The organism is Paraburkholderia sp. (assembly GCF_035501035.1).
Classification (GTDB): Bacteria; Pseudomonadota; Gammaproteobacteria; order Burkholderiales; family Burkholderiaceae; genus Paraburkholderia.
Genome location: NZ_DATJWR010000264.1, coordinates 15,193 through 29,734, shown reverse-complemented (window position 1 = coordinate 29,734; position 14,542 = coordinate 15,193). Strand labels below are relative to the sequence as shown.

13 protein-coding genes are annotated in these 14,542 nt (G+C 66.3%); 7 read left to right on the top strand and 6 right to left on the bottom strand.

Annotated features, from left to right (window positions below; genetic code table 11):
- The first annotated feature begins 155 nt into the window (after positions 1 to 155).
- The 4 genes from VMJ11_RS19395 to VMJ11_RS19380 all read left to right on the top strand — a co-directional run bounded on the left by VMJ11_RS19395 (position 156) and on the right by VMJ11_RS19380 (position 5,044).
- A complete protein-coding gene (locus VMJ11_RS19395) occupies positions 156 to 740 on the top strand; it encodes a sugar dehydrogenase complex small subunit (RefSeq protein ID WP_325621007.1) in 585 nt (194 codons plus the stop codon).
- A 172-nt stretch (positions 741 to 912) separates the two neighbouring features.
- Positions 913 to 2,514 (top strand): GMC family oxidoreductase, encoded by a 1,602-nt coding sequence (locus VMJ11_RS19390; RefSeq protein WP_325621006.1) that lies wholly within the window; start codon positions 913 to 915, stop codon positions 2,512 to 2,514.
- A gap of 179 nt (positions 2,515 to 2,693) precedes the next feature.
- Positions 2,694 to 4,121 carry a cytochrome c gene (locus VMJ11_RS19385; RefSeq protein WP_325621005.1) on the top strand — a complete coding sequence of 476 codons (1,428 nt, stop codon included), beginning with the start codon at positions 2,694 to 2,696 and terminating at the stop codon, positions 4,119 to 4,121.
- Between the two features lie 182 nt (positions 4,122 to 4,303).
- On the top strand, positions 4,304 to 5,044 hold the full coding sequence (locus tag VMJ11_RS19380; protein WP_325621004.1) for a metallophosphoesterase: 741 nt from the start codon (positions 4,304 to 4,306) through the stop codon (positions 5,042 to 5,044).
- A 76-nt stretch (positions 5,045 to 5,120) separates the two neighbouring features.
- Here the strand turns inward: VMJ11_RS19380 and VMJ11_RS19375 are convergent, their stop codons facing one another.
- Together VMJ11_RS19375 and VMJ11_RS19370 are read right to left on the bottom strand one after the other, a co-directional pair.
- Positions 5,121 to 5,822 carry an RES family NAD+ phosphorylase gene (locus VMJ11_RS19375; RefSeq protein WP_325621003.1) on the bottom strand — a complete coding sequence of 234 codons (702 nt, stop codon included), beginning with the start codon at positions 5,820 to 5,822 and terminating at the stop codon, positions 5,121 to 5,123.
- Positions 5,819 to 6,247, bottom strand: coding sequence for an MbcA/ParS/Xre antitoxin family protein (locus tag VMJ11_RS19370; RefSeq protein WP_325621002.1), 429 nt, complete (start codon positions 6,245 to 6,247; stop codon positions 5,819 to 5,821). The genes VMJ11_RS19375 and VMJ11_RS19370 overlap by 4 nt, the downstream gene beginning before the upstream one ends.
- Before the next feature lie 125 nt (positions 6,248 to 6,372).
- Here VMJ11_RS19370 and VMJ11_RS19365 point away from each other — a divergent pair, with 125 nt between their 5' ends.
- A complete protein-coding gene (locus tag VMJ11_RS19365) occupies positions 6,373 to 6,957 on the top strand; it encodes a hypothetical protein (RefSeq protein ID WP_325621001.1) in 585 nt (194 codons plus the stop codon).
- 27 nt (positions 6,958 to 6,984) lie between these two features.
- On the opposite strand, the gene VMJ11_RS19360 is transcribed toward VMJ11_RS19365, so the two are convergent.
- Positions 6,985 to 7,836 (bottom strand): LysR family transcriptional regulator, encoded by an 852-nt coding sequence (locus VMJ11_RS19360; protein WP_325621000.1) that lies wholly within the window; start codon positions 7,834 to 7,836, stop codon positions 6,985 to 6,987.
- Positions 7,837 to 7,932: 96 nt separating this feature from the next.
- Between VMJ11_RS19360 and VMJ11_RS19355 the strand changes: the two genes are divergently transcribed.
- Positions 7,933 to 8,316: a tautomerase family protein gene (locus VMJ11_RS19355; protein WP_325620999.1), complete on the top strand. Its 384-nt coding sequence runs from the start codon at positions 7,933 to 7,935 to the stop codon at positions 8,314 to 8,316.
- Between the two features lie 105 nt (positions 8,317 to 8,421).
- On the opposite strand, the gene VMJ11_RS19350 is transcribed toward VMJ11_RS19355, so the two are convergent.
- The 3 genes from VMJ11_RS19350 to VMJ11_RS19340 are packed head-to-tail and all read right to left on the bottom strand — an operon-like array spanning position 8,422 to position 13,230.
- Positions 8,422 to 11,520, bottom strand: a complete 3,099-nt coding sequence (locus tag VMJ11_RS19350) for an efflux RND transporter permease subunit (RefSeq protein ID WP_325620998.1) — start codon at positions 11,518 to 11,520, stop codon at positions 8,422 to 8,424.
- On the bottom strand, positions 11,517 to 12,650 hold the full coding sequence (locus VMJ11_RS19345; protein ID WP_325620997.1) for an efflux RND transporter periplasmic adaptor subunit: 1,134 nt from the start codon (positions 12,648 to 12,650) through the stop codon (positions 11,517 to 11,519). Before VMJ11_RS19345 ends, VMJ11_RS19350 begins: the two co-directional genes overlap by 4 nt.
- A gap of 13 nt (positions 12,651 to 12,663) precedes the next feature.
- A complete protein-coding gene (locus tag VMJ11_RS19340; protein WP_325620996.1) occupies positions 12,664 to 13,230 on the bottom strand; it encodes a DMT family transporter in 567 nt (188 codons plus the stop codon).
- Between the two features lie 103 nt (positions 13,231 to 13,333).
- Between VMJ11_RS19340 and VMJ11_RS19335 the strand changes: the two genes are divergently transcribed.
- Positions 13,334 to 14,251, top strand: coding sequence for a LysR family transcriptional regulator (locus VMJ11_RS19335; protein ID WP_325620995.1), 918 nt, complete (start codon positions 13,334 to 13,336; stop codon positions 14,249 to 14,251).
- Positions 14,252 to 14,542: the final 291 nt, after the last annotated feature.

Here is a 14,542-nt window from a genome sequence, read left to right as displayed (position 1 = left end):
GCAATGTTTCCTTTCCATGCCCGCGCAGCGACGCCTTGAAGGCGCACTCGCGCGCAGCACGACGATTGCGAACGTTGCGCGCATCTTGCGCCGCCCGCGCCGGCGGCAAGCGTGTTTCGCCTCGCATGCGGGGATAGACCTCATCTGGAGTGCTCATGACAGATGTGACGCAACACGGGATCTCGCAGGCGCCGCACGAACTTTGCGCCGCGGTTGGCCGCCCTGGCCGCCGCCGCTTCGTGACGCTCACATGCGCGGCGGCGCTGCTCGCCTTTGCGGCCGCCGGGCGCTCAGGCGCGCCTCTGGGCATCGGCCGAGCGTTTGCGGCCGCGCCCGCCGCCGACAGCGGCTATGACGCCTTTATCAAGCTTTCGCAGCGCCTCACCGGCCGCACGAGCTTCGACACGGTGCTAGGCCAGCGCGTCTACGCGTCGCTCGGCCGCGAGAGCAGCCAGTTCGAGGCGAACGTCGCCTCGCTCAATACCTGGCTGGAAGGCCATGGCGGCGTGCCATCCGACACGGTGACCGCCGCGCTCAAGTCCGATCAGCCGGAACTCGCCTCGACGGTGGGCGACATCATGCGCGCGTGGTATCTCGGGCTCGTGGGCGACATGCCGCACGTGCAGGTGGTGGCCTACGAAAAGGCGCTGATGTTCGACCCCGTCAACGACGTGCTGACGATTCCCTCGTATTGCCGCGACGTACCGTTCTACTGGACGCAGAAGCCCGCAGACGGGTGACGCGAACAGAAGCAGTTGCCGGCGGCGCCATGCGCGGCCGGAAGACCTCGCGCGTGCTGCCTCTCGCGCAGCCGCCGGCGCGCCGCCATCTCGGATGCTTGAGCGCACGGCACGGCGCACATTGAGGCCGCGCCAGGTCCCCACAACGAAAGCCAAAAGAAAGAGGTCGAGCATGGCGATAGAACACTCCGCCGACGTAGTCGTGGTCGGCTCGGGCGTGGCGGGCAGCGTGGTGGCGCATCAATTGGCGCAGGCCGGCGCTTCCGTGATCCTGCTCGAAGCGGGGCCGCGTCGCGCGCGCGGGCAGATCGTGGAGAACTTCCGCAACTCGCCCGCGAAAGCCGATTTCGCGACGCCTTATCCTTCCGCCAGCTACGCGCCGCATCCCGAATACTCGCCGCCCAACGACTATCTCGTGCAGAAGGGCGACTATCCGTACAACTCGCAGTATTTGCGCCTCGTAGGCGGCACGACGTGGCACTGGGCCGCCGCGGCCTGGCGTCTTCTGCCTGCGGACTTTCGCCTGAAAACGCACTACGGCGTGGGGCGCGACTGGCCCTATCCCTACGAGACGCTCGAACCGTGGTACCAGCTCGCGGAGGTGGAGTTGGGGGTGTCGGGCCCGGACGCTTCGTACGATCTCGGCTCGCCGCGCTCGAAACCCTACCCGATGAGCATGCTGCCGCTCTCGTACATGGACCAGCGCTTTTCCGAAGTGCTGAATGCGCATGGATTCCACGTGGTGCCCGAGCCGGTTGCGCGCAACAGCCGCCCCTACGACGCGCGCCCGACCTGCTGCGGCAACAACAACTGCATGCCGATCTGTCCGATCGGCGCGATGTACAACGGCGTGATGCATGCGGACAAGGCCGAGCGCGCGGGGGCGAAACTCGTGCCGCAGGCCGTGGTGTATCGCATCGAAGCCGACAACAAAGGTTTGATTACCGCGGTGCACTACAAGGACCCGAACGGCAGCAGCACGCGCGTGACGGGCAAGCTCTTCGTGCTGGCCGCGAACGGCATCGAAACGCCCAAGCTCATGCTGATGTCGACGAGCGATGCGTTCCCGCACGGCATCGGCAACAGCTCCGACCAGGTGGGCCGCAATCTCATGGATCACCCGGGCACGGGCGTCACGTTTCTCGCCAACGAGCCGCTATGGCCGGGGCGCGGGCCGATGGAGATGACCTCGGTCGTGAACTTCCGCGATGGCGCGTTTCGCTCTGATTACGCTTCGAAGAAGCTGCATCTGTCGAACGGCGTGCCGACGATGTCCGTCACCGCCGCGCTCATCAAGAACGGCTTGACCGGCGCGGAGCTCGACCGGCAGATACGCGAGCGCACTTCGCGCACGCTCAACATCAACAGCTTCCACGAGCATTTGCCCGAGCCGCAGAACCGTGTGGTGCCCTCCGGCGAGCACAAGGACGGGCTCGGCATTCCGCAGCCCGAGATCTACTACTCGATCAACGACTACGTGAAGAAGAGCGCGGTCAACACGCATGAACTGTACGCGCAGATCGCGCAGCTTTTCGGCGGCACGGAGGTCACGTTCGACGATACCTTCGCGCCGAACAATCACATCATGGGCACGACGATCATGGGCGCGAACGCCGCCGATTCGGTGGTCGACGCCGACTGCCGCACGCACGATCATTCGAACCTGTTCATCGCCAGCAGTGCGGTGATGCCAACGGCGGCCTCGGTGAACTGCACGCTGACGATAGCCGCACTGTCGCTGAAGCTCGCTGACAAGCTGCGCCGCGAGCTTTGATGCGATCGGGGCGCTGTGCATGGGAGCGCACCACGTGCTGAAGCGCCAGGCGCGGTCGACACCTATGCACGGGTCCGTACTAAGTGCTGAAGCACTAAGTGCGGTCGACAGCTATGCATGGGACCGCACTAAGTGCTGAAGCACTAAGTGCGGTCGACAGGAGACAGGAGATGAAAGCAATGAAGTCCCCAACGGCGAGCAACGAGCGGTTGAAGCGCGCGGCCACGTCCTTGCCCGGGTTTGCGCGCGCGACGCGCCGCGCGCGTGCCGCGACGGCGGCCGCGCTGTTCAGCGCCTTCGCACTCTACATCGCATGGCACGCTGCGCACGAGCCGCACACGCGTCCTGTCGACGAGCTGCCGATGTCCACCGCGCGCGGCGACGAAGCGTCGACGCCCACCGCCGACGCGAACAAGTCCGATCTCATCAAGCGCGGCGAATACCTCGTGCGCGTGGGCGACTGCGCCGCGTGCCACACCGCCGACCTGAGCCGGCCGTTCGCGGGCGGCCTTCCCATTCGCACGCCGTTCGGCAAGCTCTATACGCCGAACATCACGCCCGATCCCGACACCGGTATCGGCAAATGGAGCGATGCCGATTTCATGCGCGCGATGCACGAAGGCATCGGCAAGGGCGGCGAGCGGCTTTATCCGGCTTTCCCCTACGTCGAATTCACGCGCGTGTCCGAGCAGGACGTGCTCGCCATACGCGCCTGGCTGAACACGCTTGCGCCCGTGCACTACACGCCGCCCGCGAACGAACTGCACTTCCCGTTCAACCAGCGCTGGCTGATGACCTTCTGGAATCTCTTCAATTTCGACGAAGGCCGCTTCGTGCCGGATCCGAAGCAAAGCGCCGAATACAACCGCGGCGCCTATCTCGTCCAAGGGCTCGCGCACTGCGAGGAGTGCCACACGCCGCGCAACTTCATGCAGGGCCTCAAGTCGACCGGACGCTTCTCGGGCGCGACGCAGGCGGGCTGGCAGGCCTACAACATCACGCCGGACCGCACGGGCGGCATCGGCAACTGGAGTGACGACGCGTTGATCTCCTACCTGTCGACGGGCGTCGCGCCGGGCCACGCAAACGCCGCCGGCCCGATGGCCGAAGTCGTGCAGAACTCGACGCAGTATCTGACGCGCGAAGACTTGCGCTCGGTCGCGGCGTATCTGAGCGCGCAGCAGCCGTTTTCGGGCGGCGTTTCGCGGGCGCGCGATTCATTGGGCAAGCCCGCCACCGACGACATCACCGCGCTGCGCGGCATGACGATCACGAGCGTGAACGGCTTGCAGCTTTTCGTGGCGAACTGCGCGAGCTGCCACCACTGGACCGGCGAGGGCATTGGCGCGAGCGCGCCGGGGGCATACCCATCGCTGATTCACAATAGCGTGGCGGGCGCACAGAGCCCGAACAACCTCGCGATGGTGATTCTGCGAGGCGTGGCGCGCAAGACGAAAGCCGCCGACGTGCTGATGCCCGCATTCGGCGACGAACTGAGCAACGACCAGGTCGCGGCGATTTCGAACTACGTCACGAAGCAGTTCGGGAATCCCGAGGCGACCCTCACGGCTGACCAGGTGGCGGCGCTGCGCGCCCAGCCGCAGTAATGCGCGGCCTTCCGATGGCGTGCGCCGCGAAGCGGCGGCAATTGCAGAAAACCCATGCGCTTGCGGGAGCAGGCACGTCGCTTGCGTACGTTTATCGCTTCCATGAAGCCGCCCTTTGGGACCGCAAGCGATACGATGGGTGGCGCGCATACGACGCCCTTCCACAGCGCTATGATTAAGCGATGACGCACACTCCTGACGCTCTCGTTCAGCACCACGCCGCCAACCTTGCGGGCCGCGATTTTGTCGTCGGCGATCTGCATGGTTGCGTGGATGCTTTGCGCTATCTGCTACGCGAGGTCGACTTCGACACTGCGCGCGACCGGCTGTTTTCGGTGGGCGATCTCGTCGATCGCGGCGAACGCGAGCACTGCGAGCAGGCGCTGGCGCTCGTCGACAAGCCGTGGTTCTATCCCGTGCTCGGCAATCACGAAGATGCGCTGTGCGAAGTCGCCGAAGGCACGCTGCCGCGCAATCGATGGTATGGCATTGGCGGCGGCTGGGCGCAGGGGCTACCCGACGAGGTGCTCGCGCGCTACGCGCGGCGGCTGCGCCAACTGCCGCTCGCGCGCGTGGTGGGCGAGGGCGCGAAACGCTTCAATGTGATCCACGCGGAGTTCTTTGGCGACGACGCCGCACTCGACAGCGGCCAGTTCGATGCCGAGGTGCGCGATCGCCTGCTTTGGGGGCGCGATCTCGTGCTCGGAACGGGAAAGCCGCCGCACCACGGACTCTCGCTCACGTTTTGCGGACATACGCCGGTGCGCGAAGTGAGGCAGATCGGCTCGCAAGTGTTCATCGACACGGGCGCTTTCATTACCGAAGGATGTCTCACCATCGTCGAGGCGCGTACGTCGGGCATCTGGTCGGTTTCGACGGTCGACGCGCTCGCGCACGGTGCGGCGGCGATCGTGCTGCCCTGATGGCTGTCGTCGCGCAGGCGCGGCGCCGCTCCTGGCACCTCTGTCTACCAATACCGATCGTCCGCGATCGTCTGCGTCATACGATGCGGTTCAACTCGAACACCATGTCGATGGTGTGACCGTTCCAGTTGTATTCCAGATACGCCGCGTGATGGCACGCGCGCAGCAGCGTCGTGCTGAGCGCGGCGAGGCATTCGCCGCCTTCGTCGCGCACGGACGGATAGGCGATGCCCGGCGCGCGCGCCGCGCGGGCGGCGCGGCCGAGCGCGTGGCCGGCCGTGTAGTCGTCGGGCGAGAGCACGCTCAGGTCTGGCGTGGGGTCGTCGCGCAGGTCGATCACTTCGCCATGCGCCATGACCGTGTAGAGCCGCATTTGCTGACGTATCGGCTGTTCGTTCGTCGCCGCGAGAAAGAGCGCCGAGTGATAGCGCGTCTCCGCGATGGCGGTGGCGCGCGAGCGTGCGCAATAGAACACGCCGTAGGTGCCGTCGGAAAAGCGGCTACCCTGCGGATTCAGGTGCGTGAACGCCGCCATGATCGGCCCGAAGCCTGGGCCGAAGCGGCGCTCCTCGCGCGGCACGAGGTCGAGCTCGCCGGTTTCCGTGCGCAGCCGGTCGTTGGTCAGCGCTTCGAGTGCGTAGAGCGCATCGAAATCTTCCGCCGATGCCACGCGGTCGAACAGATTCACGGCCGGAAAGCGGGTGGGAATCACCCGGAACGCGGGTGACCAGCTGAGCTGCGCGCTGCGCCAGCGGTCTTGCCATCTCGCTTGCGTCACGCCCACCCGCCTCGCATTGCGTCGAGATACTGGCGCACCGCAACGAGGTCGCTGATATTGCCGGCCAGCATACGGTCGAGCGCGCGCCTGCCGCCGAACGGCGGGGCGCTGTTGGGGCGCTTGACCCAGGTGTCGGCGGCGGCGGGTTGGGGAAGGAGGATCTGTAGCGCCTTGTAGATGCCCAGCAGCAGCGAAAGCCGCTCCAGCGTGTCGCGGCCAAGCCGTGCGCTTTGCGGCGACTGCTTCCACTTGAAGAACGTCGAACGGCCCGGCGAGCCGAGCAAGACGATCTGCTCGTCGATGCTCAGGTCCCAGTCGCGCGCGATGTTGAAGAACGCCCTCAGCCCCGCCGCCGACATTTCGGTCAACGAAGGCTCGGCGCCGGGTCGTCGCGCCGGTGTGGCGGAAGCGGTGGCAGCTGGCATGGTGATCGAGTCCTGAATTGAACTTTTAGTAGATATTAGTCCATATGTGGATTATTGCAAGTTTTGACTCGGTATAATCCTCGCCGGTCATTTCGAGATGAAGACGGCATACGAGGAGAAGCAGGGTGCGAGCAGGCGTATGGATGGTCGCGGCGATGGTCATTTCAATGCCGGCGTGGGCAGCCGGGCAGGGGGAGCCGGCAGGCTCGTCGGCGCATGTGGTGCAGGGCGCCGTCGTCGCGCAGCCGCCGGCCGATTCTGGTGCTTCTGGTGCTTCTGGTGTTTCCGGTGCTTCCGCTGCGAAGCCGGCGCATCCCGCGCATGCATCGCACGGTCGGCACGCTGCCAAGGCGCGTGGCGCCCATGGCAATGCGGCGCCGCATGCGCAAGGACGGGCCGGCCATGAGCATACTGTCACGGCCGCACATGCGAACGGCGCGCACACCAGGCCCAAGGCGAAGTCGTCGCACGTGCCGGCCCATGCAGGGGTTCAGCGGCACGCGTCCGGCGAGGCACACGCCGCGAATCGCCCGCATCATCCGGCGTCCGCCGTCGCGGCGGCGCCTCGAAGCGTCACGCAGAAGCATCCGGCGCCGAATGCCGTTACGGTGCGCCCTGCGCAGCGACGCAAGCTCGTCGTGGACGCGCCGCCGCCGCGCGTGCACCGCGCGATTCCCACGCCGCGCGAGTTGCCGCCGATCCTGAGCTGAGCGTCGCCAGGCGGATGCGGCGCCGCCTCAGCCCGCGCCGAGCCCCGACGCGAGCAGTTGCAGGGTCGCCTCGGTTCTCGGCTCGCGCAAGCGCGAATGCAGCGTGACCTGCGAAGCCGGCAGTGCGGGCAAGCCGAGCCGCGCGCCAACGTCGACGAGCTCGCGTGGCGCGACCCGCCGCGCCAGCGGCGAAACCGCGAGACCCGCGGCCAGCGCCGCGCCCACCGCGGCGACGCCGCCCCCCACGAACACCTCGGTCCACGCGATGCCCGCAGCGTCCAGCGCGCGGATGGCCGTCGCGCGCACCGCGCAGGGCGCGGCGAGCAGCGCGAGCGGCAGCGCCGTGCCGGGTTGCCACTGCCATTGCGGTGAGGCGAGCCACACGAGCGGCTCCGCGAAGAGCCGCCGGGCATCGCCGCGCGGCGCTTCTTCTTCCTCCTGGCGCACGATGACCGCGTCGAGCCGCCGTTCGTCGAACTGCGCGAGCAGCTGCGCCGAGAGCCCGAGATGCAGCTCGATCACGAGCCCAGGATCATGCACACGAAGCTGGGCGAGCTGGCGGGCGAGATTGGCGTCGGCGACGTGCTCGCTCAAGCCGAGCGCGAGTCGCCGTTCGTCGCCCGATAGCGCTCCGAGTGCCCGTTCGTGCGCGCCGAGCAGATCGCGCGCCGCGCCGAGGAACGTGAGCCCATCGGCCGAGAGCCGCACCACGCGCGGCGTGCGTTCGAGCAGCTGCTTGCCCAGATGCGCTTCGAGGCGCTTGAGCTTGAGGCTCACGGCCGATTGCGTGGTGTCGAGGGCATCGGCGGCGCGCGTGAAGCTGCGCAGTTCGGCAACGAGCACGAAGGCGCGCACGGCATCGAGATCCAGTGGTTTCATTTCAGATGGAAATAGATGAAATATCTAATGATGTCTGTTGATTATGATAGATCGCGCCTAAGCTGATGTCATGTCAAACCCACCAAGGAGCCCGACATGCCATTCACCCGAATCGCCGTTCGTGCCGGCAAGCCCGCCCCGTACCGCAAGGCACTCATGCAGGGCGTTCACCTCGCGCTGATGGAGGTGTTCAAGGCGCCCGAGGACGACCAGTTCATGGTCGTCACCGAGCATGACGCCGACAATTTCGTGTTCGGCCGCCATTACCTCGGCATTGAGCGCAGTGACGATCTCGTCATGATCCAGATTGCCGTGAGCAACACGCGCGGCCAGGATCAGAAGAAGGCGCTGTTCGCGCAGATCGCGGAAAACCTCGCGCGCGATCCGGGGGTGAGGCGCGAGGATGTGTTCGTCAATCTTGTCGACGTGGCGCGAGAGAACTGGTCGTTCGGCAATGGTGTTGCGCAGTACGCGACTTGAGAGATGGCAGTTCCTCCCCTGTCGGCCAGATCTGGCATCGGAAAGGATCGGCGCTTCACGAAAATGTGATCCGGGACTGGTGCGTTGATGAACGTTTCGGTTTCCTCAATATGCTGCACCGTCCCGCGCGCCTGGCATTTCCGCCTGCGTACGCTTCGCCGCGACGAATGAGTAAACCACGGGCAGCACGAATAGCGTGAACGCCGTGCCGGCGAGCATGCCGGTCGCGAGCGTGATACCTATCGCGAAGCGGCTCGCCGCTCCCGCGCCGCTCGCGAACACGAGCGGCACCACGCCCGCGACCATTGCAGCCGTGGTCATCAGGATTGGGCGCAGCCGCACTGCGGCCGCACGCTCGATTGCGGCGGCGCGGCCAAGCCCTTCGGTGTGCCGCAGTTCGTTGGCGAAAGTGACCATCAGAATGCCGTGCTTCGAGATGAGCCCGATCAGCGTCACAAGCCCGATCTGCGTATAGATGTTGAGCGTCGCGTAGCCCAGATAGAGCGGCACGAGCGCGCCGCAGACGGAGAGCGGCACGGTCACGAGAATCACGAAGGGATCGCGCACGCTCTCGAACTGCGCGGCGAGCACGAGAAAGATCACGATCAGCGCGCATACGAACGTCACGACGAGCCGGTTGCCCTCCTGCACGAATTGCCTCGACTCGCCCAGCCAGTCGATCGAATAGCCGGCAGGTAGATTCCACGAGCGCAGGAATGCGACTGCTTCGCCCATCGTCACGCCCGCCGCCGGTATCGCCGAAAACGTGACGGCGTTCCTCTGGTTGAACTGGTTGAGCATCGCGGGCTGGTGACCTGTCGACACGCGTACGACCGTCGACAGCGGAATCATCTCGTCCGCCGCGGTCTTCACGTAATAGCGGCTCAACGTATCGGCGGACAGGCGCTCGCTGCGCGTGACCTGCGGAATCACATCGTACGCGCGGCCGTCGTGGTTGAAGCGATTCACGTAGTTTTCGCCCACCAGCACCGCGAACGTCTCGGCAATGTGCTGCATCGTGATGCCGAGTGCGTTTGCGGCGTCGCGGTCGATGTCGACGTTGATCGCACGGCTGTCGAACGTGAGGTCGCTGTCCACGGCCGCGAACAAGCCGCTCTTCGCTGCGTCCGCCTTCAGTTTCTCCATCTGCGCGAACAGATCCGGGTAGCTCGCGGGCGCTTGCAACACCATCTGCACCGGCAGGCCGCCGCTCGACGCAGGCAACGCTGGCAGCAAGAATGCGAACACCTGGGTGCCGGCTATTGCGTTCGCGCCGGCCTGCACGAGCGGCTGTAATTCGAACGCGCTGCGCTTGCGCCCGGACCAGTCGACGAGGTTGACTCCGGCAAAGCCGAGGTTGTTGCCGTTGTAGCTGTTCAGGATGAAGCTTGTATCCGCTTCCGGCAACGTGCGGAATACGCGCTCCATGTCCGGCGCGTAGCGTTCCATGTAATCGAGGTTCGCGTACTTCGGCGCCTTGATCGCGGCCATGATCGAACCTTGGTCCTCGGGCGGCGCGAGCTCGTGTTTCGCCCCCAGCGCGAGCGGCACGATGACGGCCATCGCACCGATGCCGAGCGCGACCGTCGCGCCGCGCGCCGCGAGGCTCGCACGCAGCGCGCGCCGGTAGCTTTCGGTGAGTTGCCCGAGCACGCGCTCGACCGTGCGCGCGAAGCGGGTGGCGGCAACGTCGCGTGCGAGCAGGCGCGCGCCGAGCATGGGCGACAGCGTGAGCGCGACTACGCCCGACATGAACACGGCGCCCGCGAGCGTGAACGCGAACTCGCGAAATAGCGACCCGGTCAGCCCGCCCATCAGCCCGATGGGTGCGTAGACGGCGATCAGCGTGCCCGTCATCACGACGACCGGCGCGACGATCTCGCGCGTACCCGCGAGCGCCGCGCGCAGCGGCGTCTCGCCGCCTTCGATATGGCGGTGGATGTTCTCGACGACAACGATCGCGTCGTCGACGACGAGGCCGATGGCGAGCACCATCGCAAGCATGGTCAGGATGTTCAGCGAGAAGCCGGCAGCCAGCATCAGCAGCGCGGTGCCGGCGAGCGACAGCGGAATCGCGATCACGGGCACGATCACCGCGCGCGGCGAGCCGAGAAACACGAAGATCACGACGACGACGATGACGACCGTCTCGACCAGCGTGATGCGAACCTCGTCGATCGACGCGTGAATGAAACGGGCGACGTCGAAGCCGTTCGCGATGACGAGGCCCTCGGGCTTCGTGTGTTCCATCTGGGGCAGCAGCGCCTCGATGCCGCGCACGATATCGAGCGGATTGCCCGACGGCGTTGCGTTCACCGCGATATAGACGGCGCGGCGCCCGTTCATCAGCGCGCTCGAGTCGTCGTTCTGGCCGCCCATTTCGACGGACGCCACGTCCTTGAGCCGTACGACACCCTGGTCGTCGCCGTCCGTCTTCACGACGATCTCGCCGAACGCGCGCGCATCGCCGAGATCGGTATTCGCGGCAATGTCCGCGACCGTCATTGCGCCTTTCGCTTGACCCGGCGCCGCCTGCACGTTGTTCGCCTTCAGCGCCGCGGCGACGTCGCCCGCGCTCAGTCCGTGCGCGGCAAGGCGCGCCGCGTCGAGCCACACGCGCATCGCGAGGTTGCGGCCGCCGAGAATGTCCGCGGACGCGACGCCAGGCACGGCGGTCACGAGCGGCTGCGCGACGCGCATAACGAAGTCGGTGATTTCGGGCACGGACAGCGTATCGCTCGCGAAGCCGAGGTACATGACGGCGGTCGGCGCGTCCGTGAGCTTCGTGATGGCCGGATCGCTCGCATCGGCTGGCAGCTTGTATTTGACCTGTTGCACCTTCGCCATGACTTCGGTCATCGCGCGGTCCGAATCCGCGTCGAGGCGCAACCGCGCCTTCACGACGCTGCGGCCTTGTGTCGTCGTCGAGGTGAGATAGTCGATGCCGTCCGCGGTCGCGATCGACTGGGCGATGGGCGTCGTGACGAAGCCCTGCATCAGCGCCTGTGATGCGCCGGGGTAGCCGGTCTCGACGCTGATCGTCGCACTTTCGAGCGCGGGGTATTGCCGGACCGGCAGCGCCATCAGCGCGCGCACGCCGACGAGCAGGATCAGCAGGCTCAAGACCGCGGCCAGCACCGGCCGCTGGATGAACAGATCGGTCCAGCGCGCGTTGTCCGCATTGTCGTTGCGGCGCGGGCTCATTGTGGCCGCTCCGGCGGCGGGGCACCTTCGAGCGCGATCTTCACGCGCATGCCCGGCGCGACGCGCAACTGGCCGGACGTGACGACGACGTCGCCTTGATGCAGCCCATCGAGCACCGCCACGCGGTCGTCGCGCCGTGCCCCGGTCTGGACGCGGCGGATCGCGACCGTGCCGACGCCATCGCGGTCGGTTTGCTCGACGACAGCAACCGTTTCGCCGTCCTGCGAGGTCTGGACCGCGGTATCGGGTATTGCGAGCACGTCGTGTTGGGGCGGCAGCTCGAGCCTGACCTGCGCATACATGCCGGGGCGCAGAAGATGATCAGGATTGCTTAGCGTGGCCTGGGCGCTCACATTGCGCGTACGTTCGCCGACATGCGGTTCGATCGCGGTGACGCGCGCGTCGAACAGGCGGCCGGGAAACGCGTCGGTCGAAATGCGTACGCTCGCGCCGGGACGCAGTTGCCCGAGATGCTTTTGCGGCACCGCGAAATTCACGTACAACGTGTCGAGGTCCGTCAGCGTTGCGATGGGGTCGCCCGCGTTCAGATATTGGCCGACGTTCACGCGGCGCAAGCCGATCTCGCCACTGAACGGCGCGCGCACGGTTTTCTGCGCGATGACGGCCTGCACTTGCCGCGCATCTGCGGTGGCAGCCGCGAAATCGAACCGATGCTCGTCGAGCGCCCGGCGCGATTCCGCGCCCATCGGCACCAGCGTTTGCGAGCGCTCGAGCTGCGTTTTCGCATAGGCGGCCCTGGCTTGCAGACTTGCGAGCCGCGCGCGCTCCGGTTCGTCGTAGAGCTGCACGAGGCGCGCGCCTTCGGCGACCGCCGTGCCCGGCTCGAAGTCGATGGCCGTCACGCGCCCGGCCACCTCCGGCGCGAGCGTGACTTGCCGAAGCGCCGCGAGCGTGCCGATCGCATCGAGCGTGATGGGTTCCATGCCGGCCCGCGCGACGGTGGCCGCGACCGTGAGCGGCGGGGCAGCGGGCGGGGCCTCCCGCGCGGATGCGTCGCGCGCGTGCCGCCACAGCACGAAGCTGCCGAACACGGCGGCGAGCGCGACGACCGTCAACGCGAGCGGTCGGGCGGCGCGCAGCCGCGCGCGCCATGGGGACAGGGCTCTCATGCGCGGCTCTGCATCACGAACGCTCGGCGGGTCGCGGCGCATGCGCTTCCGACGCCGCAGGGGACGCGCCGCGCTGCGCTGCAGGCGCCTGCTTCGCGCGAACATTGGACGCGGGCGTACCCCACTGGACGATCAGCATGCCCCCGACGATCAGCAGCACGCCCGCAATGCGGCCGGGGTTGGCGTGCCTCACGGGCAGGCCCATGACGCCGAAATGATCGATCAGCAGCGAGGTCAGCATCTGCCCGGCGATCACGCAGACGATGAACGACGTCGCGCCCAGACGCGGCGTCAGCACGAGCGCGGCGGTGATGTAGATCACGCCCGCGACGCCGCCGAACCAGATCCACGGCGGCATGCGCATCGCATCGCGAACGAAGGGTAGTGGGGCTTGCGTCGCGAAGAGCGCCGGCACCACGACGACGAAGCTCACGCAAAGCGATACGAGCGTTGCCCACAGCGGGTGACCGAGCGCGCGGCCGAGGGCCGCGTTACTGCCGGCCTGCAACGGGACGAGCGCGCCGGCAACCACTGCGGCGCTTCCCAGCATGATGCCGGACAAGGACAGAGCGGAAGGCACGGGACACCTCCTGTTTCTTGTTGTTGAGTCGTGGAGATTTTCATATATTAGTTTTTCGAATAAAAATTCTTGGTTGGCATATCCGCTATTCTTTTCGCGAATAATGAATAATCTGAAACAGGTTGATTTGAATCTACTGGTGACGCTGCATGCCTTGATGATCGAAAAACACATCTCGCGTACAGCCACGCGGCTGCACAAGAGCCAGCCCGCGATCAGTCACGCGCTTGCGCATTTGCGCAAGATCTTCAACGACCCGTTGCTCGTACGCAGCGGCGCCAGGCTCGAACTGACGCCTCGCGCGACCGAGCTGATGCAGCCGCTTTCCGAGGCGCTGCATCAGCTCGGCGCGCTGCTCGAACCGCCTCGCTTCGACCCGTCGGATGCGCAGCAAACGTTCCGTCTCGCCATGTCTGACTACGGCGCGCGCGTCGTGCTGCCGCGGCTCGTGCGGCTGCTGCGCGAGCAGGCGCCGGGCATCGACATCGCGGTCGGTCAGGCTACCCGGGAAGTGATGCAGATGCAGGTGCTCGACGGCGAGATCGATCTCGCGCTCGGCGTGTTCCCGACGCCGCCGTCGGGCCTGTATGCGCAGACGCTGTTCGAGGAGTCGTTTGCCTGCGTGGCTGACGCGGCGAGCCTGCCGCCGTCGGGCGGCATCGCGCTCGACGCATGGCTCGAGCGGCCCCACGCGCTCGTCGCGATGCGCGGCGGAATGGACAACGAAATCGACCGTGCGCTTGCGCGGCTGAACCGCCGCAGGCGCATCGCGGTGATGCTTCCGCACTGGGGCGTAGCGAACGAACTGATTGCCGGCACCGATCTGATCCTGACCGTCGCCCGCCGCAATCTAGACCATGCGGACTTCGAACGGGTGTACGGCAGCTGCCTGCGTGTGTTCGACCCGCCGTTCGCGATCGAGTCGTTCGAGTTCCGTTACCTGTGGCACGAGCGCCGGCATAGCGACCCCGCGCATCGCTGGCTTCGCGGCATCGTCGCGCGGCTCCTGCAGGAGCGCTGAAGCGCGGCAGCTTGTCGGCCTCGCGCGGCCCTTGCTACGCGCGTTCCTCAATCCGGGGGGGCGGTGCCAGGCAATGCGACCTGCAAGTATTTCCGTACGACCCAACTCTCCTTTGTCTTTTGAATAGGCCGTGCCGTCTATTCGTCGTCCGAATAATCCGGATTCGTCCAAAGAATTTTTTGGCTTTCAGTTGGCTGTCTATACTCGTCTCAAACCCAAATGAACGGTGCACCCGAAAATAGTCATTGCACGATTCACGCGGCATTTTTTGGGTTTTGAAATGGACGATAT

What these genes read in the sequence shown, in the direction of transcription:
- VMJ11_RS19395 (WP_325621007.1), top strand. Translation starts at nt 156, where the DNA reads ATGACAGATGTGACGCAACACGGGATCTCGCAGGCGCCGCACGAACTT.
- VMJ11_RS19390 (WP_325621006.1), top strand. Translation starts at nt 913, where the DNA reads ATGGCGATAGAACACTCCGCCGACGTAGTCGTGGTCGGCTCGGGCGTG.
- VMJ11_RS19385 (WP_325621005.1), top strand. Translation starts at nt 2,694, where the DNA reads ATGAAGTCCCCAACGGCGAGCAACGAGCGGTTGAAGCGCGCGGCCACG.
- VMJ11_RS19380 (WP_325621004.1), top strand. Translation starts at nt 4,304, where the DNA reads ATGACGCACACTCCTGACGCTCTCGTTCAGCACCACGCCGCCAACCTT.
- VMJ11_RS19370 (WP_325621002.1), bottom strand. Translation starts at nt 6,247, where the DNA reads ATGCCAGCTGCCACCGCTTCCGCCACACCGGCGCGACGACCCGGCGCC.
- VMJ11_RS19360 (WP_325621000.1), bottom strand. Translation starts at nt 7,836, where the DNA reads ATGAAACCACTGGATCTCGATGCCGTGCGCGCCTTCGTGCTCGTTGCC.
- VMJ11_RS19355 (WP_325620999.1), top strand. Translation starts at nt 7,933, where the DNA reads ATGCCATTCACCCGAATCGCCGTTCGTGCCGGCAAGCCCGCCCCGTAC.
- VMJ11_RS19350 (WP_325620998.1), bottom strand. Translation starts at nt 11,520, where the DNA reads ATGAGCCCGCGCCGCAACGACAATGCGGACAACGCGCGCTGGACCGAT.
- VMJ11_RS19345 (WP_325620997.1), bottom strand. Translation starts at nt 12,650, where the DNA reads ATGAGAGCCCTGTCCCCATGGCGCGCGCGGCTGCGCGCCGCCCGACCG.
- VMJ11_RS19335 (WP_325620995.1), top strand. Translation starts at nt 13,334, where the DNA reads ATGAATAATCTGAAACAGGTTGATTTGAATCTACTGGTGACGCTGCAT.